The sequence below is a fragment of the Stenotrophomonas sp. 21LCFQ19 genome, assembly GCF_056861425.1.
This window is the reverse complement of sequence record NZ_JBSPUF010000006.1, coordinates 179,747-202,993: the sequence shown is the minus strand read 5'-3', so window position 1 is coordinate 202,993 and position 23,247 is coordinate 179,747. Positions and strand designations below refer to the sequence as shown.

20 protein-coding genes and 4 pseudogenes are annotated in these 23,247 nt (G+C 61.9%); 10 read left to right on the top strand and 14 right to left on the bottom strand.

The features are described from left to right. Window positions 1-60 precede the first annotated feature (60 nt). The 3 genes from AC13FW_RS09070 to AC13FW_RS09060 form a co-directional block, all read right to left on the bottom strand. Entirely contained in the window at window positions 61-873 is an 813-nt protein-coding gene (locus AC13FW_RS09070) for an alpha/beta fold hydrolase (protein WP_023082276.1), read from the bottom strand. Between the two features lie 29 nt (window positions 874-902). Then, window positions 903-1,910 (bottom strand): MBL fold metallo-hydrolase, encoded by a 1,008-nt coding sequence (locus tag AC13FW_RS09065; protein WP_031668809.1) that lies wholly within the window; start codon window positions 1,908-1,910, stop codon window positions 903-905. Between the two features lie 61 nt (window positions 1,911-1,971). Continuing rightward, window positions 1,972-3,369: an MFS transporter gene (locus AC13FW_RS09060; RefSeq protein ID WP_023082275.1), complete on the bottom strand. Its 1,398-nt coding sequence runs from the start codon at window positions 3,367-3,369 to the stop codon at window positions 1,972-1,974. Between the two features lie 224 nt (window positions 3,370-3,593). Here AC13FW_RS09060 and AC13FW_RS09055 point away from each other — a divergent pair, with 224 nt between their 5' ends. From AC13FW_RS09055 to AC13FW_RS09035, 5 genes are all read left to right on the top strand, one after another. Further along, window positions 3,594-4,319: an alpha/beta fold hydrolase gene (locus AC13FW_RS09055; RefSeq protein WP_049881452.1), complete on the top strand. Its 726-nt coding sequence runs from the start codon at window positions 3,594-3,596 to the stop codon at window positions 4,317-4,319. Continuing rightward, window positions 4,312-4,713, top strand: coding sequence for a nuclear transport factor 2 family protein (locus AC13FW_RS09050; RefSeq protein WP_015063459.1), 402 nt, complete (start codon window positions 4,312-4,314; stop codon window positions 4,711-4,713). The genes AC13FW_RS09055 and AC13FW_RS09050 overlap by 8 nt, the downstream gene beginning before the upstream one ends. Before the next feature lie 66 nt (window positions 4,714-4,779). Beyond that, a complete protein-coding gene (locus tag AC13FW_RS09045) occupies window positions 4,780-5,661 on the top strand; it encodes a gallate dioxygenase (protein WP_015063458.1) in 882 nt (293 codons plus the stop codon). 3 nt (window positions 5,662-5,664) lie between these two features. After that, window positions 5,665-6,033 carry a protocatechuate 4,5-dioxygenase alpha chain gene (locus AC13FW_RS09040; RefSeq protein ID WP_015063457.1) on the top strand — a complete coding sequence of 123 codons (369 nt, stop codon included), beginning with the start codon at window positions 5,665-5,667 and terminating at the stop codon, window positions 6,031-6,033. Window positions 6,034-6,091: 58 nt separating this feature from the next. Continuing rightward, entirely contained in the window at window positions 6,092-7,042 is a 951-nt protein-coding gene (locus AC13FW_RS09035; RefSeq protein WP_015063456.1) for a LysR family transcriptional regulator, read from the top strand. A gap of 52 nt (window positions 7,043-7,094) precedes the next feature. Here AC13FW_RS09035 and AC13FW_RS09030 read toward each other — a convergent pair. The 5 genes and pseudogenes from AC13FW_RS09030 to AC13FW_RS09010 all read right to left on the bottom strand — a co-directional run. After that, window positions 7,095-7,244, bottom strand: a pseudogene (locus AC13FW_RS09030) (IS5/IS1182 family transposase); the annotation flags it as partial. Between the two features lie 198 nt (window positions 7,245-7,442). Next, complete coding sequence (locus tag AC13FW_RS09025; RefSeq protein WP_282243935.1) at window positions 7,443-7,856, bottom strand: uracil-DNA glycosylase family protein; 414 nt, start codon at window positions 7,854-7,856, stop codon at window positions 7,443-7,445. A gap of 61 nt (window positions 7,857-7,917) precedes the next feature. Continuing rightward, a pseudogene (locus AC13FW_RS09020) lies at window positions 7,918-8,193 on the bottom strand (uracil-DNA glycosylase family protein); the annotation flags it as partial. A gap of 73 nt (window positions 8,194-8,266) precedes the next feature. Further along, window positions 8,267-8,593, bottom strand: a pseudogene (locus tag AC13FW_RS09015) (cytochrome P460 family protein); the annotation flags it as partial. A gap of 116 nt (window positions 8,594-8,709) precedes the next feature. Next, window positions 8,710-9,243 (bottom strand): carboxymuconolactone decarboxylase family protein, encoded by a 534-nt coding sequence (locus tag AC13FW_RS09010; protein WP_003830783.1) that lies wholly within the window; start codon window positions 9,241-9,243, stop codon window positions 8,710-8,712. Window positions 9,244-9,360: 117 nt separating this feature from the next. Between AC13FW_RS09010 and AC13FW_RS09005 the strand changes: the two genes are divergently transcribed. From AC13FW_RS09005 to AC13FW_RS08990, 4 genes are all read left to right on the top strand, one after another. Beyond that, window positions 9,361-10,203 (top strand): helix-turn-helix transcriptional regulator, encoded by an 843-nt coding sequence (locus AC13FW_RS09005; RefSeq protein WP_003830784.1) that lies wholly within the window; start codon window positions 9,361-9,363, stop codon window positions 10,201-10,203. A 485-nt stretch (window positions 10,204-10,688) separates the two neighbouring features. After that, window positions 10,689-11,297 carry a hypothetical protein gene (locus tag AC13FW_RS09000; protein WP_014003956.1) on the top strand — a complete coding sequence of 203 codons (609 nt, stop codon included), beginning with the start codon at window positions 10,689-10,691 and terminating at the stop codon, window positions 11,295-11,297. Between the two features lie 2 nt (window positions 11,298-11,299). Beyond that, window positions 11,300-11,860, top strand: coding sequence for a recombinase family protein (locus tag AC13FW_RS08995; protein WP_014003957.1), 561 nt, complete (start codon window positions 11,300-11,302; stop codon window positions 11,858-11,860). A gap of 3 nt (window positions 11,861-11,863) precedes the next feature. Beyond that, window positions 11,864-14,830: a Tn3 family transposase gene (locus AC13FW_RS08990; RefSeq protein ID WP_126941428.1), complete on the top strand. Its 2,967-nt coding sequence runs from the start codon at window positions 11,864-11,866 to the stop codon at window positions 14,828-14,830. On the opposite strand, the gene AC13FW_RS08985 is transcribed toward AC13FW_RS08990, so the two are convergent. Beyond that, the gene (locus AC13FW_RS08985; protein WP_482988864.1) at window positions 14,799-15,353 is read right to left on the bottom strand and encodes a hypothetical protein; all 555 of its coding nucleotides are present in this window, start codon (window positions 15,351-15,353) and stop codon (window positions 14,799-14,801) included. The genes AC13FW_RS08990 and AC13FW_RS08985 overlap by 32 nt on opposite strands. 1,081 nt (window positions 15,354-16,434) lie before the next feature. Between AC13FW_RS08985 and AC13FW_RS08980 the strand changes: the two are divergent. Continuing rightward, window positions 16,435-16,683, top strand: a pseudogene (locus tag AC13FW_RS08980) (integrase core domain-containing protein); the annotation flags it as partial. Window positions 16,684-17,224: 541 nt separating this feature from the next. Here AC13FW_RS08980 and AC13FW_RS08975 read toward each other — a convergent pair. The 5 genes from AC13FW_RS08975 to AC13FW_RS08955 all read right to left on the bottom strand — a co-directional run bounded on the left by AC13FW_RS08975 (window position 17,225) and on the right by AC13FW_RS08955 (window position 23,232). After that, complete coding sequence (locus tag AC13FW_RS08975) at window positions 17,225-17,944, bottom strand: fimbrial biogenesis chaperone (RefSeq protein ID WP_482988863.1); 720 nt, start codon at window positions 17,942-17,944, stop codon at window positions 17,225-17,227. Then, complete coding sequence (locus AC13FW_RS08970; RefSeq protein WP_482988862.1) at window positions 17,944-19,098, bottom strand: fimbrial protein; 1,155 nt, start codon at window positions 19,096-19,098, stop codon at window positions 17,944-17,946. Before AC13FW_RS08970 ends, AC13FW_RS08975 begins: the two co-directional genes overlap by 1 nt. Window positions 19,099-19,289: 191 nt before the next feature. Next, window positions 19,290-21,872: a fimbria/pilus outer membrane usher protein gene (locus AC13FW_RS08965; protein WP_482988861.1), complete on the bottom strand. Its 2,583-nt coding sequence runs from the start codon at window positions 21,870-21,872 to the stop codon at window positions 19,290-19,292. Next, the gene (locus AC13FW_RS08960; RefSeq protein WP_482988860.1) at window positions 21,856-22,608 is read right to left on the bottom strand and encodes a fimbrial biogenesis chaperone; all 753 of its coding nucleotides are present in this window, start codon (window positions 22,606-22,608) and stop codon (window positions 21,856-21,858) included. The genes AC13FW_RS08965 and AC13FW_RS08960 overlap by 17 nt, the downstream gene beginning before the upstream one ends. A 75-nt stretch (window positions 22,609-22,683) precedes the next feature. Beyond that, on the bottom strand, window positions 22,684-23,232 hold the full coding sequence (locus AC13FW_RS08955; RefSeq protein WP_482988859.1) for a fimbrial protein: 549 nt from the start codon (window positions 23,230-23,232) through the stop codon (window positions 22,684-22,686). Between the last annotated feature and the right edge of the window lie 15 nt (window positions 23,233-23,247).

The window sequence follows — 23,247 nt, the reverse complement described above, 5'->3', positions numbered from 1 at the left end:
CTCCGGCGTTTATAAGTTCTCTTGCGCAGTCTCGCGCGGGCTAATCCGCAATCGCGGAGATCAAGCTGCGGACAGCAGGATTTCCGATAGCTGCTGCGGTATGTCGATCATCACGTCGTGCCCGCACTCTTCGGCTGCAAGTCCTATCGCGGTCCACGAGGGATCCTTCTGCGCCTTGGCAAAATAGCTGTCGAACGTCGGCATCGCAAAGCCGGTAGCGCGAACGTACGTTTTGCGTGCTACGCGATCGCGCGCGCCTGACAGGACGATAGGCTGGATTGCGACCCCTGATGGTTGCGGGGTCATCTTCGCCTGCACCCAAACTGCTCTGGCAGTATCCTTGATGCCGAAGACCTCGGCTTTTGGCGCGGGTCGTCCCGCCTCGCCTTTGGCGATCGCGTCCTTGAGCGCCTGTTGAAACTGCGGCGAGTTGAGATCTATTACGCGTTGTCCATTTTCAGGCACGAAGGCATCCACGAAGACGACAGAGGCCACCTTGTTCCCGATCTTCGCGAGCGCCGCGGAAACGGGCCAACCGCCATACGAATGTGCGACCAGCACCGCGTCCTCGATGTCTTCCCATGCAAACAGGTTCACGATGTCGTCGATGTGTGTCTGGAGAGTAATCGAATTGGACAAAAGGTGCGAACGGTCCGCCAACCCGGTGAGCGATGGTGTGTAGACGGTGTGTCCCTGAGCTCGCAGCAAAGCCGCTACATCGCGCCAGCACCATCCGCCATGCCATGCGCCGTGTATCAGAACGAAACTGCGCTTCCTGGCTGGCGTCACCGCCATCGCGGGCACGCCCGAGGCGGCGGTGGCTGATGCAAGAGCCGTATAAAGCGCAGATTTGATGAGGGATCGCCGGTGCATACGGTATTATCCTTTGAAGGCAGGCGAGATCACTGAGCCGGAGAAGGAATGACCGACACTGCGGAGCCAATGGCGATGCGCATCAGATCGGTGCCGACGACGACGTTTCCGTTCGGCCAGTGCGAGAGCGCGCGACGCTTGAGCGCCGCATCGGTGTTGGTCTCGTCCTGCGGGCCCGGCCGCGAGATGTGCGAGAATACGGCAAGCTTCGGGTGCGCCTGGCGGAACACGTCGCCTGCCTCTTCGGCGCTGGTGTGATGCGCGATCGAAGGCTTTGCCCATGCATCGTTGACATGGCTTGCCGCAACGATGCTGGCTTCGTGCACCAGCAGATCAGCGCCGGTTGCCTGTCGGACGACCTCCAGATCGTATTTGGTGTCTCCGGACAGGACCACGGTGCGCCCCTTGTACTGGACCTTGTAGCCGACGGCAGGCTTGATCGCCGCGCCGTGATCCACCGTGAAGGCCGTAACGCGCACCCCATTCTTCTCGAACACGACGCCGTCTCGCGTGAACTCATGGACGTTGAGCTTCTCCGCCGCGGCGGTCACTTCGTTGTCGTGACGACGGATCACCAGATCAGGCTCGAACATCGCCTGCATGCCGGCAGCCACCTGCTTGATGCCAACCGGGCCATAAAGCTCGAAAGGGGCTGTCCGACCATTTTGCGGCGAAGGCAGCAGGCTAGTCGACCACAAGTCACCCAAGCCGTTGACATGGTCGGAGTGATAATGGGTGATGAACGTGGCATCGATGCTGCCCAGCTTCACGCCCAGTTGTGCAAGGCGGATGGAACTTCCACGCCCTGCATCGAACACCAGATTGAGGCCCCCGACTTGCACCAGCGTCGAATACCCGAAGCGTGCCGGGCTCAACGTGGGCGTTCCCGTGCCCAGCAGCGTCACGACCATGTCAGCTGAGGCAAGCTGGGTATTCGCTGCCGGAGCGGGCGCAGGCGCGCTCGCTTGGGCAAAAGCCGGCGCACCGGTTTCGGCACTGCCGAGGAGCAGGAGAAGAGAAGCAACAGTTTCACGCATTTTCGACATCCATCTTGTTGGGTTTTCGGTGAGACCCGGATTTTCACGCCGACAGAGCTGGTCAGGCGACCTCGCTCTCCCGGTAGCGCACAAACGAAAGGGCAATTCCGCCTATCAGTGTCCCGCCCGCCATAAGGACGGCGACAAGCGACAGGGAGGCGCCGCTGGCAAACAACAGACCGGCAACGATCGGGCCCATCGCAGCCCCCGCCCGGCCTATGCCGATGACGAGGCCCGTGCCACCCGCCCGAAGCGCGGCGGGAAACGACTGCGCGATCACTGCATAGAGGCCCGCAGTCGCCCCATTGGTGAAGAAACCGCCGATCGCCGCGAGCAAAGAGAGCGAAGCGAGCGTGGTGAAGCCCTGGCCGAATGCAGCGATGGCCACCGCGCCCAGGAACATCGAGCCTATGACCAGCAGGCGCACCCCGACTTTCTGCGTCAACAGGCTGAGCACGAGCGAACCGCTAGCGCCGCCCACGTTGGCCCATACCAGCACCCCGCCAGCCGATGCCGCCGGGAAACCCAGGTCCGCCACGATTTTGGGGATCCACTTCATGAGAAAGTAGAAGGTCATCATGTGCATAGCGTAAGCGACGACCAGCAGCACTGTTACGGCTGCAATGCCGGGGCTGAAGAAGGCTGCGACGCCAACGCGCTCAGGCGCTTCATCTTGCGGGGGCAGTTCAAGAAGCGGGGCACGCCCTTGGCGGGTCATCGTACGATTGATCTTCTCCAGAGCGCCCTTCGGACGCTTGTGGAGCAGAAACGCGATGGTTTCTGGCACCAGCCATAGCACCAGCGGAATAAAGCAGGCGGTCGCAACCGCACCGAATTCGAAAACCGACTCCCAGCGTTCGGTGAGTTCGAGCAGTTCGCTGGCAATCAGCCCGCCTACGATAGCCCCGACGGGATAGCCGCCCGCCATAACCGCGACCGAAAGATTGCGTCGCCGGGCGTTGGAGCATTCGGCCACGATGGCATTCGTGGCCGCAAGCATCCCGCCGATGCCAAGCCCCGTGAAAAGCCGGAAGATCGACAGGGTCGTCACATTCGGCGCCATCGAGGCAGCGAACATGCCGAAAGCCATAATCACGAGGCAGTTAAGGATAGTGGGACGTCGCCCGATGCGATCGGCCATCGCACCCAGCACGAAAGCCCCGACGCCCATGCCGATGAGCTCCATCGATAGCACCGCGCCCAAGGCGGCGCGATCTATACCCCACTCTCTCGCGATTCCGGGTGCCGCGAAGCTGATCGACAGCACATCGAACCCGTCAAGCGCATTGAGCGCCGCGGCAAGCGCCACAGCGAGGATCTGACGGGAGTGCATAGGCTCACGCGCGATCAACGCGCGAGGATCGGGAGAAGAGGTCGACAAGAAGCCATCCCGAGCGCGCGCGCGGATTTCGATGTCGCTTTTCCGCACGTCGGGGCCGGGGGATTGTGCCTTGTTCATTTCACCTCTCATGCCAGCGCTGAGACTGTTCTTCGCAGTCTGCATCGTCATGGATCTATCAGGGAGAGAGATGCGGGGCGTATGCTTTTGCGCGCGTTCGATATAACCCAGCCAAATATCTCGGATTGCATTTTTGGCATATCAAACGAGCAGAGAGGTATAAGACATTCCATCCGCAGCGAGTTAGGCGTGGCGAAACAAACTCACCGCGAGAGGATGCTGCTTTGGCCGAGACGCTCGTTCTAATACCCGGACTGCTTTGTGATGCCATTATCTGGAAGCATCAGGTGGCAGCTCTGGGCGAACGATACGATATCCTCATACCTGACCTCACCCGTTTCGCATCGATTGAGGCCATGGCTGCCTCGGTGCTAAACAAAACATCGGCGCAGCTTTCCGTCGCCGGTCACTCGATGGGCGCGCGTGTCGCCATGGAGATGGCGCGGATGGCTCCCGAACGCGTAGAGCGTCTGGCCTTATTGGACACCGGCATCCATCCGATGCGCGCGGGCGAACCGGAGAAGCGAGCGCACTTGGTTGAGCTTGGGCAGCGTGAAGGAATGAGAGCAGCGGCGGACGCCTGGCTGCCTCCGATGGTCGCGCCCGGAGCTCTTGACGCCGACCCTTCGCTGCGCTCGGATCTCTATGCTATGGTCGAGCGAATGAACCCCGCGATTCATCAGGCTCAGATTACGGCCCTGCTCACGCGCCCGGACGCGCGGCAGGTCTTGCCGCTGCTGCGCTGTCCGGTACTCGTCGGCGTGGGGGAACTGGACGCATGGAGCCCGCCGGCCCAGCACCTCGACATCGTTGATGTCGTGCCGCAGGCGACTTATGTCGTCTTCGCTGGCAGCGGCCACATGGCCCCGCTCGAAGCGCCTGAAGCAGTTTCGCAAGCGCTCTCGGAGTGGATGCTGACCCCCCTATCGAAGGAGCACGCGCATGAATGATGCCGCCCGTTTCGGCATCGAACATGCCTGCGAGCGCCTGATCAAGCGCTTTGCGCAGCTTAACGACGCCCACGACCACGATGCCCTCGCCGAAATGTTCGTGAGCGAGGGCAGCTTTGCCCGGCCGACAGACCCGACCAATCCCGTCACGGGCCGGGAGGATATCCGCGCGTTCTTTCGCGACCGTCCCAAACGGATCACGCGCCACGTCATGACGAACATAGTGGTCGAGGTCTTGGACGAAAACGCTGCGTGCGCCAGAAGCTACGTCGTCCTCTATTCCGGCGAAAAAGGCGCGCAAGTGCTCCTCGGTGACTTCGATGACACCTTCCGCCGCGACGATGACGGCGCATGGAAGTTTCAGAGCCGCGCCGGCTCCCTCGCATTCGGCTGAGTAAAGCGGCCGGACAGCATGACATGGCCGCTGCCAAGCGCAGCCGCCCCAACAGGATTGAACGAAATGGCACGGATAATCGGTGGCATCGGAACCTCTCACGTCCCGACGATCGGCGTCGCCTACGACAAGGGACGCCAGGCGGATCCCGTCTGGGCACCTTTGTTCGACGGCTACAAACCGGTCGCCGAATGGCTTGCAGAGAAGAAGCCGGACGTGTTGCTATTCTTCTACAATGATCATGCCAGCACGATGTTCTTCGACCTTTACCCCACCTTCGCGTTGGGCATCGGGGACCGCTTCCCCATAGCCGATGAGGGCGCGGGTCTGCGCGATCTGCCGCAAATTCGCGGGAACGTAGACTTCCAGGCGCATATCGGAGAATCGCTGGTCAACGACGAATTCGACCTTGCGTTCTTCCAGAACAAGCCCATCGATCATGGAATTGCATCACCGCTTCCGCTCATGTGGCCCCACGAGCCGGACTGGCCGGGGGTCGTCGTCCCCATCGCGGTCAATGTCCTGCAGTACCCGCTGCCCACCGGCCGGCGCTGCTATCGCCTGGGCCAGGCAGTGCGCCGCGCCATTGAAAGCTATCCAGAGGACCTTTCGGTCGTGGTGGTCGGCACCGGCGGGCTTTCGCACCAGATTCATGGGGAGCGAGCCGGCTACAACGACACTGATTGGGATATGGAATTTCTCGAGCAGCTTTGCGACACGCCGGAAAAGCTGCTCCACTTGCGCCACGCGGATTACGTGCGCCTCGGCGGCGCCGAAAGCGTTGAGCAGATCATGTGGCTGGCAATGCGCGGCGCCCTGCCCGATCGTCTGACCGAAATCCACCGTAACTACTATCTGATGACCACCACGGCGATGACCGTCGTGGTCTATGAGGAGGCAGGTGAGCGCGCGCAGCCTTCCGCAGCAAGCACCAGCGTGGAGGCCTGACCGATGTTCACCCAGAACCCGCAGACCGTCGGTATCGAAGAACTCACCGGCACGTACGTCTTCGATCTGCGTACCTGCAACCGTACACTGGCGTTTAACCGTTTCTTCTGGAACATGATCCGTCCGAAGTATCGCCAAGCCTTCCTCGACGACGAGGAGGCTGCGATGACGGTAGCCTCCCTTTCGGACGAGGAGAAGGCACTCGTGCGCGCGCGTGACTGGCTGGGCATCGTCCAGTATGGCGTCAACTTCTTCGTTCTCGAGAAATGGGCACGCGTAGTGCGGCGGACGAACCTCGAAGTCTATGCCATCATGCGCGGCGAGACGCTCGAAGAGTTCATGCAGACCCGAGCAGTGCCGCACGCCACCTGAACTGACGCGGCCCGCGATGCCCTTTTCAAGGTAGGGCAGCGCACGCTAGGATGGCGGCATGGCGCGCTACCTCGAACAACGATTGAAGATCCGGCATTTGCGCGTGATTGAGGCTCTTGACCAGCACAAGAGCCTTCTGCGGGCCTCAAAGGCGCTCGGCGTCAGTCAGCCCGGTCTCAGCCGAACCTTGCAGGAAGTCGAAGATATCGTCGGCTGCGAACTGTTTGAGCGGCATCCCCGGGGCGTGCAACCGAACGCTGTCGGACGCCTGCTGGCAAGAGGCGCCCAGCGTCTCCTGGGCGGCATGCGCCAGATCGAGGCCGACCTCGGAGAGCTGTTCGAGGAACACAAGCGAACGATCCGCGTCGGCGCGCTGCCTGTCGCGGCGCACGGACTTTTGCCGACGGTGATTTCAGACGCGACCGACCGAGGCTCCCACCTCGGGGTCGAGGTCATCGAAGGTCTGACGACGCAATTGCTGCCCGCCCTGCATTCGGGCGAGATCGACGTCGTGGTGGGCCGCCTCTACGAGCCGGATGCACCCGATGGCCTGATCCGGCGCGCACTCTATAGCGAGCCCGTCGGTCTCATAGCCCGCAGCGACCATCCCCTGTTCGAACTCGATGGCGTGACTGCAGAGGACGTGCGGCGCTTTCACGTCGTCTCTCCGGCCGTGAGTACTCGCGTCGAACACGACGTGCGTACCGCGCTCTCCGCCATGCAGGTAGACCTAGATGTGTCCATTCGGTCGACATCGGTCGGGTTCATGCGCGAGTTGTTGCTAACGGGAAATTTCATCTCGGCGATGCCGAAGGTCCTTGTTGCGGGCGACCTGGAAAGAGGGCTGCTTCGCCTCATCCCGATACCGCTTCCGGCCCCGCCGCGCCGCGCGGGCATCATTTACCGCGAAGGTTTGAGCGACGCAGGCAAATTACTTGTAGCGGCCATCGGTCGCGAGGTTGAGCGACTGGCGGCTAGTGGGATCATTGATGCGTTTAACGAGGATTGAGCCGGTCGGCCGGCTGCACAACATAAATGCCTGATTCGGAAGGTCCTAAGGTGTAGCAATACCTCGCAGCTCTGCGGGTGAGCATGCGGATGGATGCGATGGTCGCCGATGCGTTTGATGGTGCAATAGTGGTTTCCCGGTCCTTCGCGATGCGGCGGCATAGGCCAAGCCATGCGAAGATACGTTCGACAGCCCATCGTCGAGAGTACCGAGCCTTTTGATACGTTCAGCATCCAGTTCTAGATCCCCACGTGCTGACGGTTCGCTTCGCTCAATGGCCAGATCGTCAAACTCTGGCGGGATTTTTGCTATTTGCCATGCGGCTCAGCATCACCATCACCCGGCCACCTTCCGCCTCCTCTTGGCTTACCTGACGGCGCTTGTGGTAGAACTTCGCGCATCAGGGGCAAACTTGTTCGTCGTCTTGCTCATCGTAGACCCTCACTCTCAGGAGTTGCGGCCTCGGGCAATCCCGGGGCGGTCCATACCGGTGTTCAGCGTGTTGTAGAACGACCGCAAAATCGTAGGCCACGCATTGGCCGTAGTGTACGAAAAACAGGTGTTTTTCGACACCTGACACCCTTACCGTATATCTGTGCCCGTTTAATGTGACGCCCCCTTGTTGGAACCAGGGGTTGCGCACCAGCCAGCGATTGTTGCGCGGGCTAGGGTGAGGCAGGGGGAACGCTTGCGGCCAGTGCTCGCGCCAGGCTTCGACCACCCGGGTGAGCGGCGTCTTGCCAGTACCGAGGTGGTAGTCCATGGCGTAGCTGCCCAGCACGATGACCAGCGACAGGCGCTCGAAACGCTGCATGAAGGCTTCGCGCCAGGCGGGGGGCGCACTCCGGGCGTAGCGGCAGGTCACCGCTTTTGCCGGTGCCCGGATAACAGAAGCCCATGGGCAGAATGGCGATGCGGGTAGGGTCGTAGAAGGTGTCGCGGTCCACGCCCAGCCAGGCGCGCAGACGCGCGCCGCTGGCGTCGTCGAAGGGCACGCCTGAGGCATGGACCCGGGCCCCCGGTGCTTGGCCGGCGATGAGGATGGGCGCACTCGGGTGAAACTGGAAGACCGGCTGCACGCCGTGTGGCAGATGCGGTGCGCAGCGCGTGCAGGCGCGGACGTCGGTCAGAAAGGCGTCGAGTGTCGGCATGGCGCGCTTCCGGAAAGGGTGGCTCGCGCAGGACGGAGGTGCCATCCTGCGCGAAGCGTAACCCGGCAGCAAGTCAGTGCTGGGTCAGTGTCGGATAGCCCTGGATGAATACGCGGTCGGTCTTGGCCGCCGGCACATGGCAGCCCATGCAGTCGGCTTCGTAGCTGACGGCGACATTCTTGGCGGGGGCGTCGGCCTTGAACAGCGCCCAGCCCCAGCCGTCGCCCCACAAGGGGTTGCTGGCGAAACGGCCTTTGGCGTCCTTGACCATCACGAACCACACGGCCGCATCGGAACCCCAGACCACAGGGTTGCCAGTGGTCATGGCGCTGGTTTCGAGCTTGCGGATCTCTTTCACCAGCGTGGCGCCGTCCAAGAACTTGCCGGTCTTGCGGTAGTGCTCGGCCGAGGCCTTTAGTCGCCGGCCGTGACGGCCAGTGGCAGGACGAGGGCGCTGGCGAGCAGAGCGCCGGTGAGTGCGATTTTCATCGTGTTCTCCTTATATGCCTATGGAGATCAGACGGCGACCACGGGGAAATCCACCGTGGGGTCGGCGATGTGGTTGGTGTAGTTGGTGAGCGTGTTCAGCGCGACGTTGGCGATCACTTCCAGTATCAGGCCGTCGTCGAGCCCCGCGCGGCGGTAGTTGGCCATGGCGTCGGCCGACACCACGCCGCGTTGCTCGACCAGCGCGCGGGCAAAGCCGGCGATTGCATCGTCAAGTGCGTTGGCCGCCTGGCCGGTGCGGGCCGCGGCGATGGCCTCTGCCGACAGTCCGGCACCTTTGCCGATCAGGGTGTGTGCGCTCAGGCAATACTGGCAGCGATTGGCTTGAGCGGCAGCGAGCGCAACGATCTCGCGCTGGGAGGCATTCAGGCGGCCGGTGCCCAGCGTTTCGGACAAGCCGAGGTAGCCATTGAGCGCCGCCGGCGCGTGGGCCAGCGTGGCGAACAGGTTCGGCACCATGCCAAGCTTGGCTTTGACGGCCTTGAGTGTGGCAGCGGTAGCGGCGTCAGCGGTGTCGATGGTCAGGGGGGCGATTTGGGTCATGTCTATCTCCGTAGTGGGTGAGGTGCAAGAGCACGTGGGCATGATCGCCCTTTGTTTGGTACGATATGGCACGTAAAGTATCAAATACGTAACCTATCGTCTTATATGGAGAGTGGAATGGCGGATCGACTGGCCGGCTTGCTCCGGCACTACTCGCTTTCGGCGCGCGTTTTTCACAGCGGCGCCTTCTGTGGGCAGCATCATTACGCGGCGCCGCATGGCTATATCCATCTGGTGCGGCGCGGCCCGATTACGGCGCGTTCGCCCGTGCATGAAGATCTGCTGGTTACCGAGCCGAGCCTGCTGTTTTATCCGCGCGTGGCGTCGCATCGTTTTGTCGCCGCCCCCGGCGATACCGCTGAGCAGTTGTGTGCGGAGGTCGACCTGGGCGCTTCGACGGGCAATCCGTTGGCCATGGCCTTGCCGTCGATGCTGCTGATTCCGTTGGCGGACTTGCCCGGCCTCGGGCCGACGCTAGAGTTGCTGTTTGCCGAAGCCGAGCGCGACCAGTGCGGTCGGCAGGCCGCCATCGACCGCTTGTGCGAGTTGCTACTGATCCAGTTGCTGCGTTATCTGATGGATGGGCGGCTTGGCGCCACCGGACTGCTGGCGGGCCTGGCCGACCCGAAACTCGCGCGCGCCATAACCGCCATGCACGATGCGCCGCAGACCGCGTGGTCGCTCGAGGCGCTGGCGGCGAAGGCGGGCATGTCACGCGCGCGCTTCGCCGCCGCGTTCAAGGACGCGGTGGGCGTCACGCCGGGCGACTATCTGGCCGACTGGCGGATGAACGTCAGTTGCACCCTGCTCAAGCAGGGGCGGCCGGTGGCGGTGGTGGCCGACCGCGTCGGCTACGGCAGCCCGAACGCTCTGGCGCGCGCCTTCCGCGTGCGCATGGGCTGCGCCCCGCGCGACTGGCTGGCGCAGCAGCGCGGTGACGCGGCGCTCAGCGGTTCGTGAGTTTGAGTTCGATTCGCCGGTTCTTGGCGTAGGCGGCGCCGGTGTTGCGCTCGTCGAGCGGGTGAAATTCGCATCACGCCGGAACAACTGGCGGAACTCCAGGTGGCGATCCGTCAACGGCTGGTCAGTCTGTTCGTGCGGCGCGGCCGGCTGGACAAGGCTGAGTCAGTGGCGCAGGTAGCTGGATGACGCTGTCCCGCCCTGAGCCGACGCTCACAGGCGGGGATTTCCAGTGTCGTCATTGTCGGCTATTGGCCGGCAGCAGCCCGTCGTTGCCTGATGGATCCAACCCCTCCGCTGCTATAGTGCAGTCGGCTTCTGACGTTCAGTGCAGCCGTCTTCTGAAAACGACATCTTCTTTCGCATTCTTTGACACATGCCCGCAAAGGTCATAGATTTCAGCCTGACAAAAGCAGGGCTTGAGGCGCAACGGAACAGAAAGTGCACTTAGCCCCCTTGCTCACCTTCAACGCGGAGTTGTTCTGATGACCTTTCTATGGGTTGGATTAGGGTTGGTAGTCGCCGGGCTGTGGTGGGGAACGGTTGTCTGGCGGCGGGAGCAGGCAGACCCTTGGATAAATCCACCAACTCCCGAGGCGCGGCGTTTGCTTCGAGCCGCGAGCCTGCATTTGCATTGCCACATTCTCGGCAGGCCTGCGGTAGACCAGGACGCGCCGTCGTTCGTTGGGGTAGATGCCCTCCAGGCACTTTATCTACGTGACGGGGTGATCTTTTTCGAGAAGGGGATCGCCACCTTGCCGGATGGAACCCAAGTCGAGCTGGGGGCACTCACTCATGAAGTGCTCGAAGTGCTTCGAGAAACCTACAGCGCCTTGGATGCCGCTTCAGCAGTGATCACTGACTATGCCACCACCTTCAATACTCCCGAAGAGTTAGAGAAGAGCGAGAATGAAATCCTGCGAAAGATCGCTGGCTACGGGAACATGTACCCGATGCAGAGCGCGATCGCTCGACTGGCATTGTTACTCAATCTCGATCCCGACAAGAACGATGTTGGGATTGGCGGCAAAGTGTTGTGGGAGCGCATCCGCCGTTGGCGTTGGCCCGAGCGCCATTTCTCGGCGGAGCAGTAGGCGTGCAGGGACATCGCATTGGCTACGTCCGGGTCAGCAGCTTCGACCAGAACCCGGAACGCCAGCTGGAGGAGACCGAGGTGAGCAAGGTGTTCACCGACAAGGCCTCGGGCAAGGACACTCAGCGCCCCCAGCTCGAAGCGCTGCTGAGCTTCGTCCGCGAAGGTGACACCGTGGTAGTGCACAGCATGGATCGCCTGGCGCGCAACCTCGATGACCTGCGCCGCCTTGTGCAGAAGCTGACCCAGCGCGGCGTGCGTATCGAATTCCTGAAAGAGGGCCTAGTCTTCACCGGCGAGGACTCGCCGATGGCCAACCTCATGCTGTCGGTGATGGGTGCCTTCGCCGAGTTCGAGCGCGCCCTGATCCGCGAGCGGCAGCGTGAGGGTATCGCCTTGGCCAAGCAGCGTGGCGCGTACCGAGGCCGCAAGAAAGCCCTGTCCGATGAGCAGGCTGCTACCCTGCGGCAGCGAGCGACGGCCGGCGAGCCCAAGGCGCAGCTTGCCCGCGAGTTCAACATCAGCCGGGAAACCCTCTACCAGTACCTCCGCACGGACGACTGATACATGCCGCGTCGCTTGATCCTCTCGGCCACGGAGCGGGACACCCTGCTTGCGTTGCCAGAAAGCCAGGATGACATGATCCGCTACTACACCTTCAACGACTCCGACCTGTCGCTGATCCGCCAGCGGCGCGGCGACGCCAACCGCCTAGGCTTCGCGGTGCAGCTCAGCCTGCTGCGCTACCCCGGCTATGCGTTGGGCACCGACAGCGAGCCGCCCGAGCCGGTCATCCTGTGGGTGGCCAAGCAGGTTCAGGCCGACCCGGCGAGTTGGGCGAAGTACGGCGAACGCGACGTGACCCGCCGCGAGCACGCCCATGAACTGCGCACCTACCTGCAACTGGCCCCGTTTGGCCTGTCCGACTTCCGCAACCTCGTGCGCGAGCTGACCGAGTTGGCCCAGCAGACCGACAAGGGCTTGCTGCTGGCCAGCCAGGCTCTGGAGAGCCTGCGGCAGAAGCGGCGCATCCTGCCGGCTCTGAGCGTAATTGATCGGGCCTGCTCGGAGGCCATTGCGCGGGCTAATCGGCGGGTCTACCGCGCCCTGGTCGAACCACTCACGGACTCGCACCGTGCCAAGCTGGACGAACTGCTGAAGCTCAAGGCCGGCAGCAGCATCACCTGGTTGACCTGGCTGCGCCAGGCACCGCTGAAACCCAACTCTCGGCACATGCTTAAGCACATCGAGCGGCTGAAGACATTTCAGCTGGTGGACTTGCCCGAAGGGCTGGGCCGGCACATCCACCAGAACCGCCTGCTCAAGCTGGCCCGCGAAGGGGGGCAGATGACGCCCAAAGACCTTGGCAAGTTCGAGCCGCAGCGGCGCTACGCGACCCTGGCCGCCGTAGTGCTGGAGAGCACCGCGACTGTGATTGATGAGTTGGTCGATCTGCACGACCGCATCCTGGTCAAGCTGTTCAGCGGCGCGAAGCACAAGCATCAGCAGCAGTTCCAGAAGCAGGGCAAGGCGATCAATGACAAGGTGCGCCTGTACTCGAAGATCGGCCAGGCTCTGCTGGAGGCAAAGGAAAACGGCAGCGATCCGTACGCCGCCATCGAGGCGGTGATTCCCTGGGACGAATTCACCGAGAGCGTCAGCGAGGCCGAGCTGCTGGCCCGGCCGGAGGGCTTCGACCACCTACACCTGGTCGGCGAGAACTTCGCCACCCTGCGCCGTTACACGCCGGCCCTGCTGGAGGTGCTGGAACTGCGCGCTGCACCGGCCGCGCAAGGCGTGCTGGCGGCCGTGCAGACCCTGCGCGAGATGAACGCCGACAACCTGCGCAAGGTGCCGGCGGATGCCCCTACCGCCTTCATCAAGCCGCGCTGGAAGCCGCTGGTGATCACCCCGGAAGGCCACGACCGACGCTTCTACGAAATCTGCGCGCTGTCCGAGCTGAAGAACGCCCTGCGCTCCGGTGACATCTGGGTCAAGGGTTCACGGCAGTTCCGCGACTTCGACGACTACCTGCTGCCGGCAGAGAAGTTCGCCGCGCTCAAGCGGGAACAGGCCCTGCCCCTGGCGATCAACCCGAACAGCGACCAGTACCTGGAAGAGCGCTTACAGCTGCTGGACGAGCAGTTGGCCACCGTAACCCGGCTGGCCAAGGACAACGAGCTGCCCGATGCCATCCTCACCGAGTCCGGGCTGAAGATCACCCCGCTGGATTCTGCGGTGCCCAATACCGCGCAGGCGCTGATCGACCAGACCAGTCAGCTGTTGCCGCGCATCAAGATCACCGAACTGCTGATGGATGTGGACGACTGGACGGGTTTCAGCCGCCACTTCACCCACCTGAAGGACGGTGCCGAGGCCAAAGACAGGACATTGCTGCTGTCAGCAATCCTGGGCGATGCGATTAACCTCGGGCTGACCAAGATGGCCGAGTCGAGCCCCGGCCTGACCTACGCCAAGCTGTCCTGGCTGCAAGCCTGGCACATCCGCGACGAAACCTATTCGGCGGCCCTGGCCGAGCTGGTCAACCACCAGTACCGCCATGCCTTCGCCGCCCACTGGGGCGACGGCACCACCTCATCCTCCGATGGCCAGCGCTTCCGGGCGGGCGGCCGGGGCGAAAGCACCGGGCACGTCAACCCGAAGTACGGCAGCGAGCCGGGGCGACTGTTCTACACCCATATCTCCGACCAGTACGCACCGTTCAGCACCCGCGTGGTGAATGTCGGCGTGCGTGACTCCACCTATGTGCTCGACGGCCTGCTGTACCACGAGTCCGACTTGGGGATCGAGGAGCACTACACCGACACGGCCGGTTTCACCGATCACGTCTTCGCCCTGATGCACCTGCTGGGCTTCCGCTTCGCACCGCGCATCCGCGACCTCGGCGAAACCAAGCTGTATGTGCCGAATAGCGTCCAGGACTACCCGACATTGCGCCCAATGGTTGGTGGCACCCTGAACATCAAGCACGTCCGCGCCCATTGGGACGACATCCTGCGCCTCGCCAGCTCGATCAAGCAGGGCACCGTCACTGCCTCGCTGATGCTGCGAAAGCTCGGCAGCTATCCACGCCAGAATGGCCTTGCCGTGGCCCTGCGCGAGCTGGGCCGGATCGAACGCACCCTGTTCATCCTCGACTGGCTGCAAAGCGTCGAACTGCGCCGCCGCGTGCATGCTGGACTGAACAAGGGTGAAGCGCGCAACTCCCTGGCCAGGGCGGTGTTCTTTAACCGCCTCGGCGAGATCAGGGATCGGAGCTTCGAGCAGCAGCGCTACCGGGCCAGCGGCCTGAACCTGGTGACGGCCGCCATTGTGTTGTGGAACACGGTGTACCTGGAGCGCGCCACTCAGGGGTTGGTCGAGGTCGGCAAGCCGGTGAACGGTGAGTTGCTGCAATACCTGTCGCCGCTGGGCTGGGAACACATCAACCTGACCGGCGATTACGTCTGGCGGCAGAGCCGCAGGCTGGAGGACGGGAAGTTCAGGCCGCTACGGTTGCCCGGAAAACCTTAGCGTACGATTTTTTCCGAATTCTGCGGGCTCCCCTCTTCTTGTTGGGGCGCTCACCGCGCTTGTGCGCCGCACGCCGTGCCTTGGCCAGCAACTGGCGCACCTCGGGGGTGTCGCACGGATTGGCTAGCTTGAGTAACTGGTGTGCACTGGACAGAACGGCCACCCGATGAACGATGGTCGGTAGCTTCAAGGCCCCCGGGCGCTGTTTAAGCCGGGCCGTGACCAAGGCCGCATCCAGCGCTGGCGGCAACTCCCACACCAAGGATTCGCCGGAGCGCCGCGCCAAGTGGTCAACGACAAACTGAATCACGCACGACGGGTCCAGCGGCATCTCAATGGGTCGGCCGTAACGGCCCGCATACCAGCCTGCCCAGTAGCGCAGCGCTGTAGCGTAGCTGCGGGTGGTGTTGGCAGAGGCCGCTTCGGCGAATACCTCACGCACCGCATCCGTTGACGAAGCAGACAGCGTAAGCGGCGTCGGCGGAGCGGGGAGAGTGTTCAAAGGCGGCTGCATGGATTTCATAAGGTGCTGATTTTACTCCGCAATATGTGCCTTGCTTCCGATAAATATATATTATCGTCACCTCTAAAAACACGAGGGCAGGGCACCCGACCCCAACTTCAGCACGCTAGCCCCGCTCGCATTGCGTGATACGCGTCACGTTTACTAAACTTTTCGCCGACACGCTTGGTGTCGGTTTCGAAGGATCGAAATGGCCGTCTATGTCGTGACCTGGAACTTGAATCGGGAAGTGAACTACACCGCGAAGAGAACTGCGTTTCTCAATCACCTAAACAGACATGACAACATTGCGGATCCCAACTTGGAGACTGTTAGGTGGATATCAACCAATCTATCCGCAGACGCGTTGTGCGCAGACTTGAAGCTGAGGATCGACGCCAACGACGCCATATTTGTCGCTAGGCTCGCTAACGGCAGCTACAGCGGATTCATGAGACCTGCTACTTCTGCTTGGATCGCTCAACGCCTGTAGCTCCAGTGTATTCGGACTTGGTGCTGCATTGGCACCAAGTCTTCCTACGACCTGTTCGACGCATCGAGGAAGACGAGCTCCTTCATTGACGATGTTCCAACTTGGCTACGTTGCGTTGACGGATGCACCATGTTCGCTGCGCCGGCTGACTGGACCCAACTACCGGCGAGCTTGGCACCAACCATTGCCTTGCTTGAGTGTGCCTGGATCTATCGTCGATTCCGCAGTCAGATATCAGCTCATCGGTCGTTGTGGCTGCACCACGTCGGCTGCATTGCGTTGGGGATGCACCAAATTGCAACGGCGTGATCCACACTCGGTCACCTGGCCCTCCTGTTGATCAATCATCCAAGGCTGGCGCAGCGTGCTAGGCTCGATTTGCATGAGTCCTTCGCGAAAAGCGGTCGAGTTCTTGCGCGTTGCAAATGGACAGAGGGTCCTAGGCAACGCAAGGCATGCGCAAGCAGCTTTTGTACTGTTGGCAATGTGCCGATAAGACTGCAGAGGTTTGGCAATGCACCAAGTTCGCTGCAGGTCATTGGGAATGACCGCGCCGGCTGCATGAAATGCTTCATGTTGCTGCAGCAAGCGCTCCAACTAGGCTGCGCTCAACAGCGCCTGATCGAGCCCGGGAAACCCAATCAGAACGCATATGTTGAGTCGTTCAACGGCCGGCTACGCGATGAATGCCTCAACGAACACTGGTTCCCAACATTGCTCCATGCCCGTACCAGCATCGAAAGCTGGCGACGTGACTACAACGAAGAAAGACCCAAAAGAGCACTCGGCGGAATGACACCTGCCCACTACGCCGCGCAGCTGGCGGCGAAGACAGATAAGATCAAAACAGGACTCTAAACCCGACCTCTACTCAGGTCGGGGGGACGTCGTTAGGTGAGAACCGATCCTGATCCAGAGGCAGATCCATGGAAGCCGCTCCGTTATGCAATTTCGCATAATGTATATTATGTAAAAACAAGACGGCGCAGAACCACGATTACTGGTCATCAGCAGCTTGTCAGCAACTTGCCCTCGACCGCAGCCATCGGGAGCGCTTTTCTAAGCGCCGCCTTGCATAAAGCACGCCCAAAGCATCGTTGTTCCTGCTAGGGCGCGGCGATAGCCGCCAAGGTATCCCGTCTCTAGATCGCTTTCCTTTGGGGACTATTTCTAACCAGATCTGGTCCGCTCAACCCAGCTCAGGCTCGCAGATCTGGCGAGGCTCCGTGTGCTGAACAGCGCTCCGTGCGGCATCTCTCGCTGCTGCACAAGACACGCAGCAAGCTGCCGTCTTGGTAGCGACAAGCAAGCTTCCATCGACATCAAGGATTTAGTGACGCGTCATGTAAATAGGCGAGAGCTCAATTTCAAACCCGCCCAACGAGCACGGCTGGCGCCGCTACTTTGCAGAAAGCACAGCCCTACCGGGCTGGCTGTTTCCTTCGTCGTCGATCCAGGTGAATTGAACGGTGGTGTCCTGGTGCGCGCATCCAGGGACGGCATCAACGATCTGTACGTTCGAGTTCGGGGCAAGCAAACCTTCCGCCGCCACGGCAACCGGCTGTCCATTGCAGAGCGCCAGCCCAGAAAGCGTGATGTAGAACGGCGTCGGATTCACAGCGAACAGATGCGCGCCCTCCAGCCGGAAGGCCAATCGCCCTGCCGCCTGCCCTGCCCCCGCCTTGAGTGCTGCTGGGCGGTAGATGACCTTCATCTGCGTACGCATCGTCACCGTCAGCCGCGTGGAATCGGCGTCCTGGCCATCCGGATGATTCGGGGGAATCTCAAGAAAGTTCAGCCAGTAGAGCGACTCACGGTCCTCGACTGGAGCGGGCCCGACGTAGAGCAGGCGAAGACTCTGTCGCTGGCCTGCAGCCAGTTGGAACATCGCGGGCAATGGAATGATGGGCGCTTGGGCCTCGTCGGGGCCAGCGTCGGGCGCGCCATCGTCTACCCATGTCTGCACCACCACCGGGTAGTCGTTCTGGTTGGCGAGTACCAGCGCTACTTCACGTTGCCCTTGCGGGAAAATCACCCGCGTCCGCTCAGCGGTCACTCCTGCCATCGCACTTCCGCAGGTCAGTAGCAGAACACCGATGAGCAAATGCTGGAGGGACATTATTGGACCCGTATGATGATCTGCGCCGTTGCCTCAACGCGACCGGCAGTAACCTGCGGCCGGGTGCCTTCGGAGAGCTTCTCGATTCTGGCGGTGAACGTCTCATTGTATTGGGTGACGCCGTCAGTGGTACCGGTTGCTTGGGTGGCTCCGCCCACCGCCGGATACCAACCCTGCGCCTGTGCATTGGCCCCGACACCGCCCGCAGAGTTCTCGTTTGTCAGCAGGTTCATCACCTGGCCATTGCGCAGCAATCGGATCCCCACGCCCTTCGCCATACCGGCTTCGTTATAGCGATCGGATACAAGGTAGGAAACGCCGCCATTGGCGTTTGCCAAGCCCAACGATGAAGCGGCGGCAGCAGCGCCGGCGGACACCTTTATGCCCAGTGCGGTGCCGTTGTTGGCGGTACTGTTGTTGAATCCGCTCTGGCATTTGAAGCTCACCTGGAATGGCACCTCATGGGTAACGCCTTCATTGAGCTCGTTGATGGAAACCCGCGGAAACACCACCTGCGGCGTAACGTTCAGCACGGCGCAGGTCGGGTATCGTTTCAGCGTGACCGCGTTATACAGCCCTATCGCGCCCGGCCAGTTGTAATGCCAGCCCGAATAATTCGCATAGTGGGTCTTGCCGACGTCCGGATACACCAGCCCCGGGCCCTTGATCGCGACGTAGCCAGCCGGCTGCGTGTAAAGGTAGCGCTGCGACGAGGTGATTGCGTAGTAGAAAGTGGACTCCAAGGGCGCGCTGAACAACTCCGAACGCACTGCGCTCAGGTTCTTTGCCTTTACCAATCTGTAGCCACGGGAATCCACATCCAGCCCCTGCAACAGCCGCTCCGCCCAGACATCGGTGAAGTACTGCCCGGTCTCCATGTGGGTCAGGCGAAGCAGCACGTTCCGCCACGCGGTCCTGTAGGCCGATTGCAGCCCAATGGAATTGCCCAGGGCATCACCGCCGTTGTACCAACCGCTGTAGAGGTTGTCTCCATTCAAGGAAAACATTTCGTACACCGCGTCACCAGGTGCACAGCGGAAGAAAACCCTTTCCGGATCGTAGCCTCCAGTAGAGCCGTACTGCGTGGTCGGTGCCACGGCGCTGGCAATGAGCGTTGGATAGGGCTGGAATGAGGGATCACTGACATTGATCACGCTGGGCAGGCCAAGCGAGCCATTGCAGGTATCGCAGGCTCCGCCCCAGACCGCCGCACTCCCCTCCCCTGGCCGGATCGCAGTCTGCGCAGTGGTGGTGGCAGTACCAACGCTTTCCACCTTGTAGCAGGTTGCCCATGCCGTCGGCGAAACCGCCAGGCAAACTGGAAACAGCAAACGAAGAAATGTGTTCATTGCGCGTCCGCTTGGTAGTTCTGCATGTCTTGGCAGATAGCCTCGACGATGACAGGAGCCGCATTGGGGGAGGCGTGTGCACCCAGATCATAGGGCACCACGCAGCTCCCGCCGAGGGCCTCGGCCCATCGCACTGAAAGCTGTCCGGTACGATTCGGTGAGCGCGCGTAGATCAGCCCGGCCTGGCCAACCATGCCGATGGTGGCTCCCACTTCATTGGCCACGGTCGCGCCCAGTGGCACCACGGTGCCATCCGCGCGGCGTGCGCGGATGATCAAGGGCGTACCGGTCAGGGTTTCAAAATCGACCCGCAACGCAGCCCCGGCAAACGGCACAACGGTACGCTCGGTCTCCAACAGCTCCACCTCCGCCGTCATCTCCTGCGGGTCCAGCCCGATGCGATTGATGCGGTACGGCGACAGCGATGGCACCAGGGCGAAACCATTGCGGTTCACACGTGCGCCTTGCCCTCCACGCACATGTGACCCCTGCGCGCCTTCGGCCTTTACCAGCGCGAAGCTGTCACCAACGTACGGGCCGGCGGTCATCCCCTCGCCATGCAGCACCACGGCACCGCGGATGCCGCCGGTGAACTGCTGCATACCCGAACCGGCAGAGGCACCCGCACTGACACTGCCCAAGGCAGTCTGGGTCTGCAGGTTGCCGCTCCACTGGCTACCATCACTGCTGCTGCCATGGCCTGCGGACACTGAGTAGTTGGTGGTCTGGCGCTCGCCCAGGGAGCCACTGAGCACGGACTGGTAGCTGGATGCACCTGCCCGCCTATCGCTTGCAGCCATCGCGCTGAACACCGGTGCGGACGCAGCTGCGCCGAGCGGCATCGACAGGGTCAGCCCCAGCGATCGGCCCAACTGGCACTGCGACGCGGAACCGAAATTCCACCGGTCAACCGAGCACGTGCGCTGCTGCGACAGCGACAGGCTGTAACTCAGTCGCCGCCAGGCATTGGAGTAGCCGAATTGAAACTGCACGTCCCGCTGGGAATCATTGAAATAGTCAGCCGCCGAACCGGTCAGGTACAGCGAACCATAGTCTCCGAGCCGCTGGTTCATGACCACGGTGAACTGGTTGCGCTGGTTGCGCTGCCGGTCTGGCCGCTCGAATTCATCCTCGAATGCTTCCTGCTCCCACGGCTGTCCGAGTGCCTCGGAGAAGTCGCGGAAGCCACTGGACGAGTAGCGGTAACCTGCGAGTGTGAACGTGGTATCGGTGGCCTGGAACGTCTTGCTGTAGTTGAGTTCAAGCCGATAGCCGGTCTTGGTACCAGCACCATCCTCCTGCAGGCGCGAGAACACCGAGTTCCCACCGAATGCGCCATAAGGAGTTGCAACGACCCCACCCGCCAGCAGGCCTATGTAGTTCTCGGCAATTCGGGCGCCCGTATTGAGCGTGAGCCGATTGCTGAGGCCGCGCTGATAGGTGAGCTCGGCGAACACCTGCTTTGATTGATTGTTTGTCCCCGCCTCGCCCAGCGTGGCGCTGTATTTTGAATACCCGGGGCGCACCGACTCGGGAACGGCCGAAAACGGCACGCTGAAACGCTCCACGCTACCGTCCGCTGCGAGCACCTCCACGTCCAGGTCACCACCATAGGCAGCGCCACTGATGTCATCGATTGCGAACGGCCCTGGCGGCAGCACCTCTTCGCGCAGCTTGCGGCCATTCTGGCTGATGATCACACGCGACCTGCTGGTTGCCGTGCCGCGAACCACAGGCGCATAGCGGCGCTGCGAGTCCGGAATCATCCGCTCGTCTGTGGCGATCTTGATGCCGCGATAGCTCAGGTTCCCGAACAGGTTGCCATCGGTGTAGCTGTTGCCGATGGTCATGTCACTTGAGATGCCGGGAAGCGAACGCTGCGCATAGGTGCGGATGCTGTTCCAGTTGCTGCTCTGCTGCCCAGGGCGGCTGGAATAGGTCAGGTTCGACTGGTGGCGAAGACGCCACATGCCAACGTTGGCACCCGCGTTCACAGCAGCCGAGGCATAGTGCGACTCCATCCCGCGTGAGGTGGAGCGGCTGGCATTCACATCGTAGTTGGCGAACACCATGGTCTTGCCGGCATCCCACATCTCGCGGCTGACATGATCGCGGGGCTTGCTGATCAGCAAGGCCTGCGGCACGGAAAGATCCAGGCGCAGGCGCCCTACGTCCAATGCCGTGGTTGCCCCTGGGAGGCGCACCTTGAGTTCCGCACAGTTCGGGTCACCGCCATCGGCAGCGTCGACAGCGATAAGGCGGGTGCCCAAGGTATCCCGTACGAATGTCTCGCTCAGGCAAGGCTGGATACGCCCGTCCACGTCCTTGAACTCCACCTCAAGCCGGTCGACATAGTTGTCGTTCAGATAGACATCGACGAGGTAGCGCCCAGCATCTACCTGGTCATCGCTATTGAATCGCTTCAAGTTGCTGATCGATAGCGTGGAGCCCATCAGCAGTCGATCGTCGAATTCATACACCGAGTCATTTGCACTGGCCACATTGCCTGTGCTCAGAACTGCAGCACCCAACGCGACTGCAAGCTGCGAGATACGCATGCGTTCAGCGCGCAACGGCATGGGTGACGGCAATCCTCGCACCATAATCATTGATCAGGTGCGCGCTAACCACCGCCTCGCCCGCGGGCAGCTGGGTCGACGCAAGCGGCATCCATTGTGCGGAACCCATCGGCGGCACCATGGCCGGCGTGAGTTTCCAGCTGGCACCGGCCACGCTCAGCGTGGCACCGCCAAATGATGCGTGGTAGCCGGTCGGATTCTCCACCTGCACATGCCAGTTGTTGCCCGACTGCTGGATACGGAAGCGCAACTGCTCCGGAATCTGCGCAGGCGTACCTGCGATTCCCGTTGGCCGGTAGAACATTTTCAGCCGGTTGCGCATCAACACCATCACCTTGTTCTGATCTGCATGCGCGGTGTTCATCGGCGGCACCTGCAGTACGTTCAGATGAAACACGGACTCGCGATCGCTGGGCACGTCCTGGCCTGCGAACATCACGCGGATCCGCTGGCCAGCACCGGGCGCCATGCGCGATACCGCAGGCGTCACCACGAACGGACCATCGGCATCGGCTGGCGTCGACTGCGGGTTGTCAACGTCCACCCATGCCTGCACGGCATTGGGGAACGCATCCTGGTTGGTCAGCTGTACCGTGACCTGTTTTGCATCCGCCGGGTAGATCACGCGGGTACCGGAAACAACAACACTTGCCTCAGCCACCCCCATGTTCAACAGCGCGAAGATGCCTGCGATTGCAGTGCAGGTAACGTAGCGGCGGGAAGGAACCTGGTGCATGTGCTTTCCTCAAGTGGAGTTGCTGGCAATGCGTAGCCCGGGAGGGCGACTGTTCAAAGTCGCCCTCCTAGCCTGTTACTCGTAGCGAACGGTGTAGGTCACCGAGCCCAGGACCGGGCCCGGCGTGACGGTGGCGTCTTCGGAGATATAGCGAACGCCGTAGTCGTGGGTGGCGGTGGTCTCGCCAGCACCCAGCAGGATTTCGCCCGCACGTACAGCTGCGCCACCGGCCAGGTTCACAGGGGTGCCGCCCGGTGCATCGAGCAACTGCAATGCCACACCCTCGGCGCCTGCGGCAGCGGTGTTGGTGAGGTTGCCGGTGGTGGTCGGGTTGGTCGCCTGGAACAAGGTGGTGAAGGTTTCATCGGCGCCAGACGCGGCACAGCCGGTCAAGGTGATGGTGAACACACCTTCACCTGCGGAATTGCCCACCGCACCATTGAGGTCGGAAACCGGAACGCTGTTCAGCACGATGGTCGGATCGGTGCCGCCGTTGATTACCGCAGAACAGGTCTGGTCGGTCACTTCACCGTTGAACGTGATGACATTGCTTGCATTGGCCGAAGCGCTCATGGCCATGGCAGCGGCCAACGAAATCAGAATGCTGGTTGCTTGCTGCTTCACTTGGTATTACTCCTG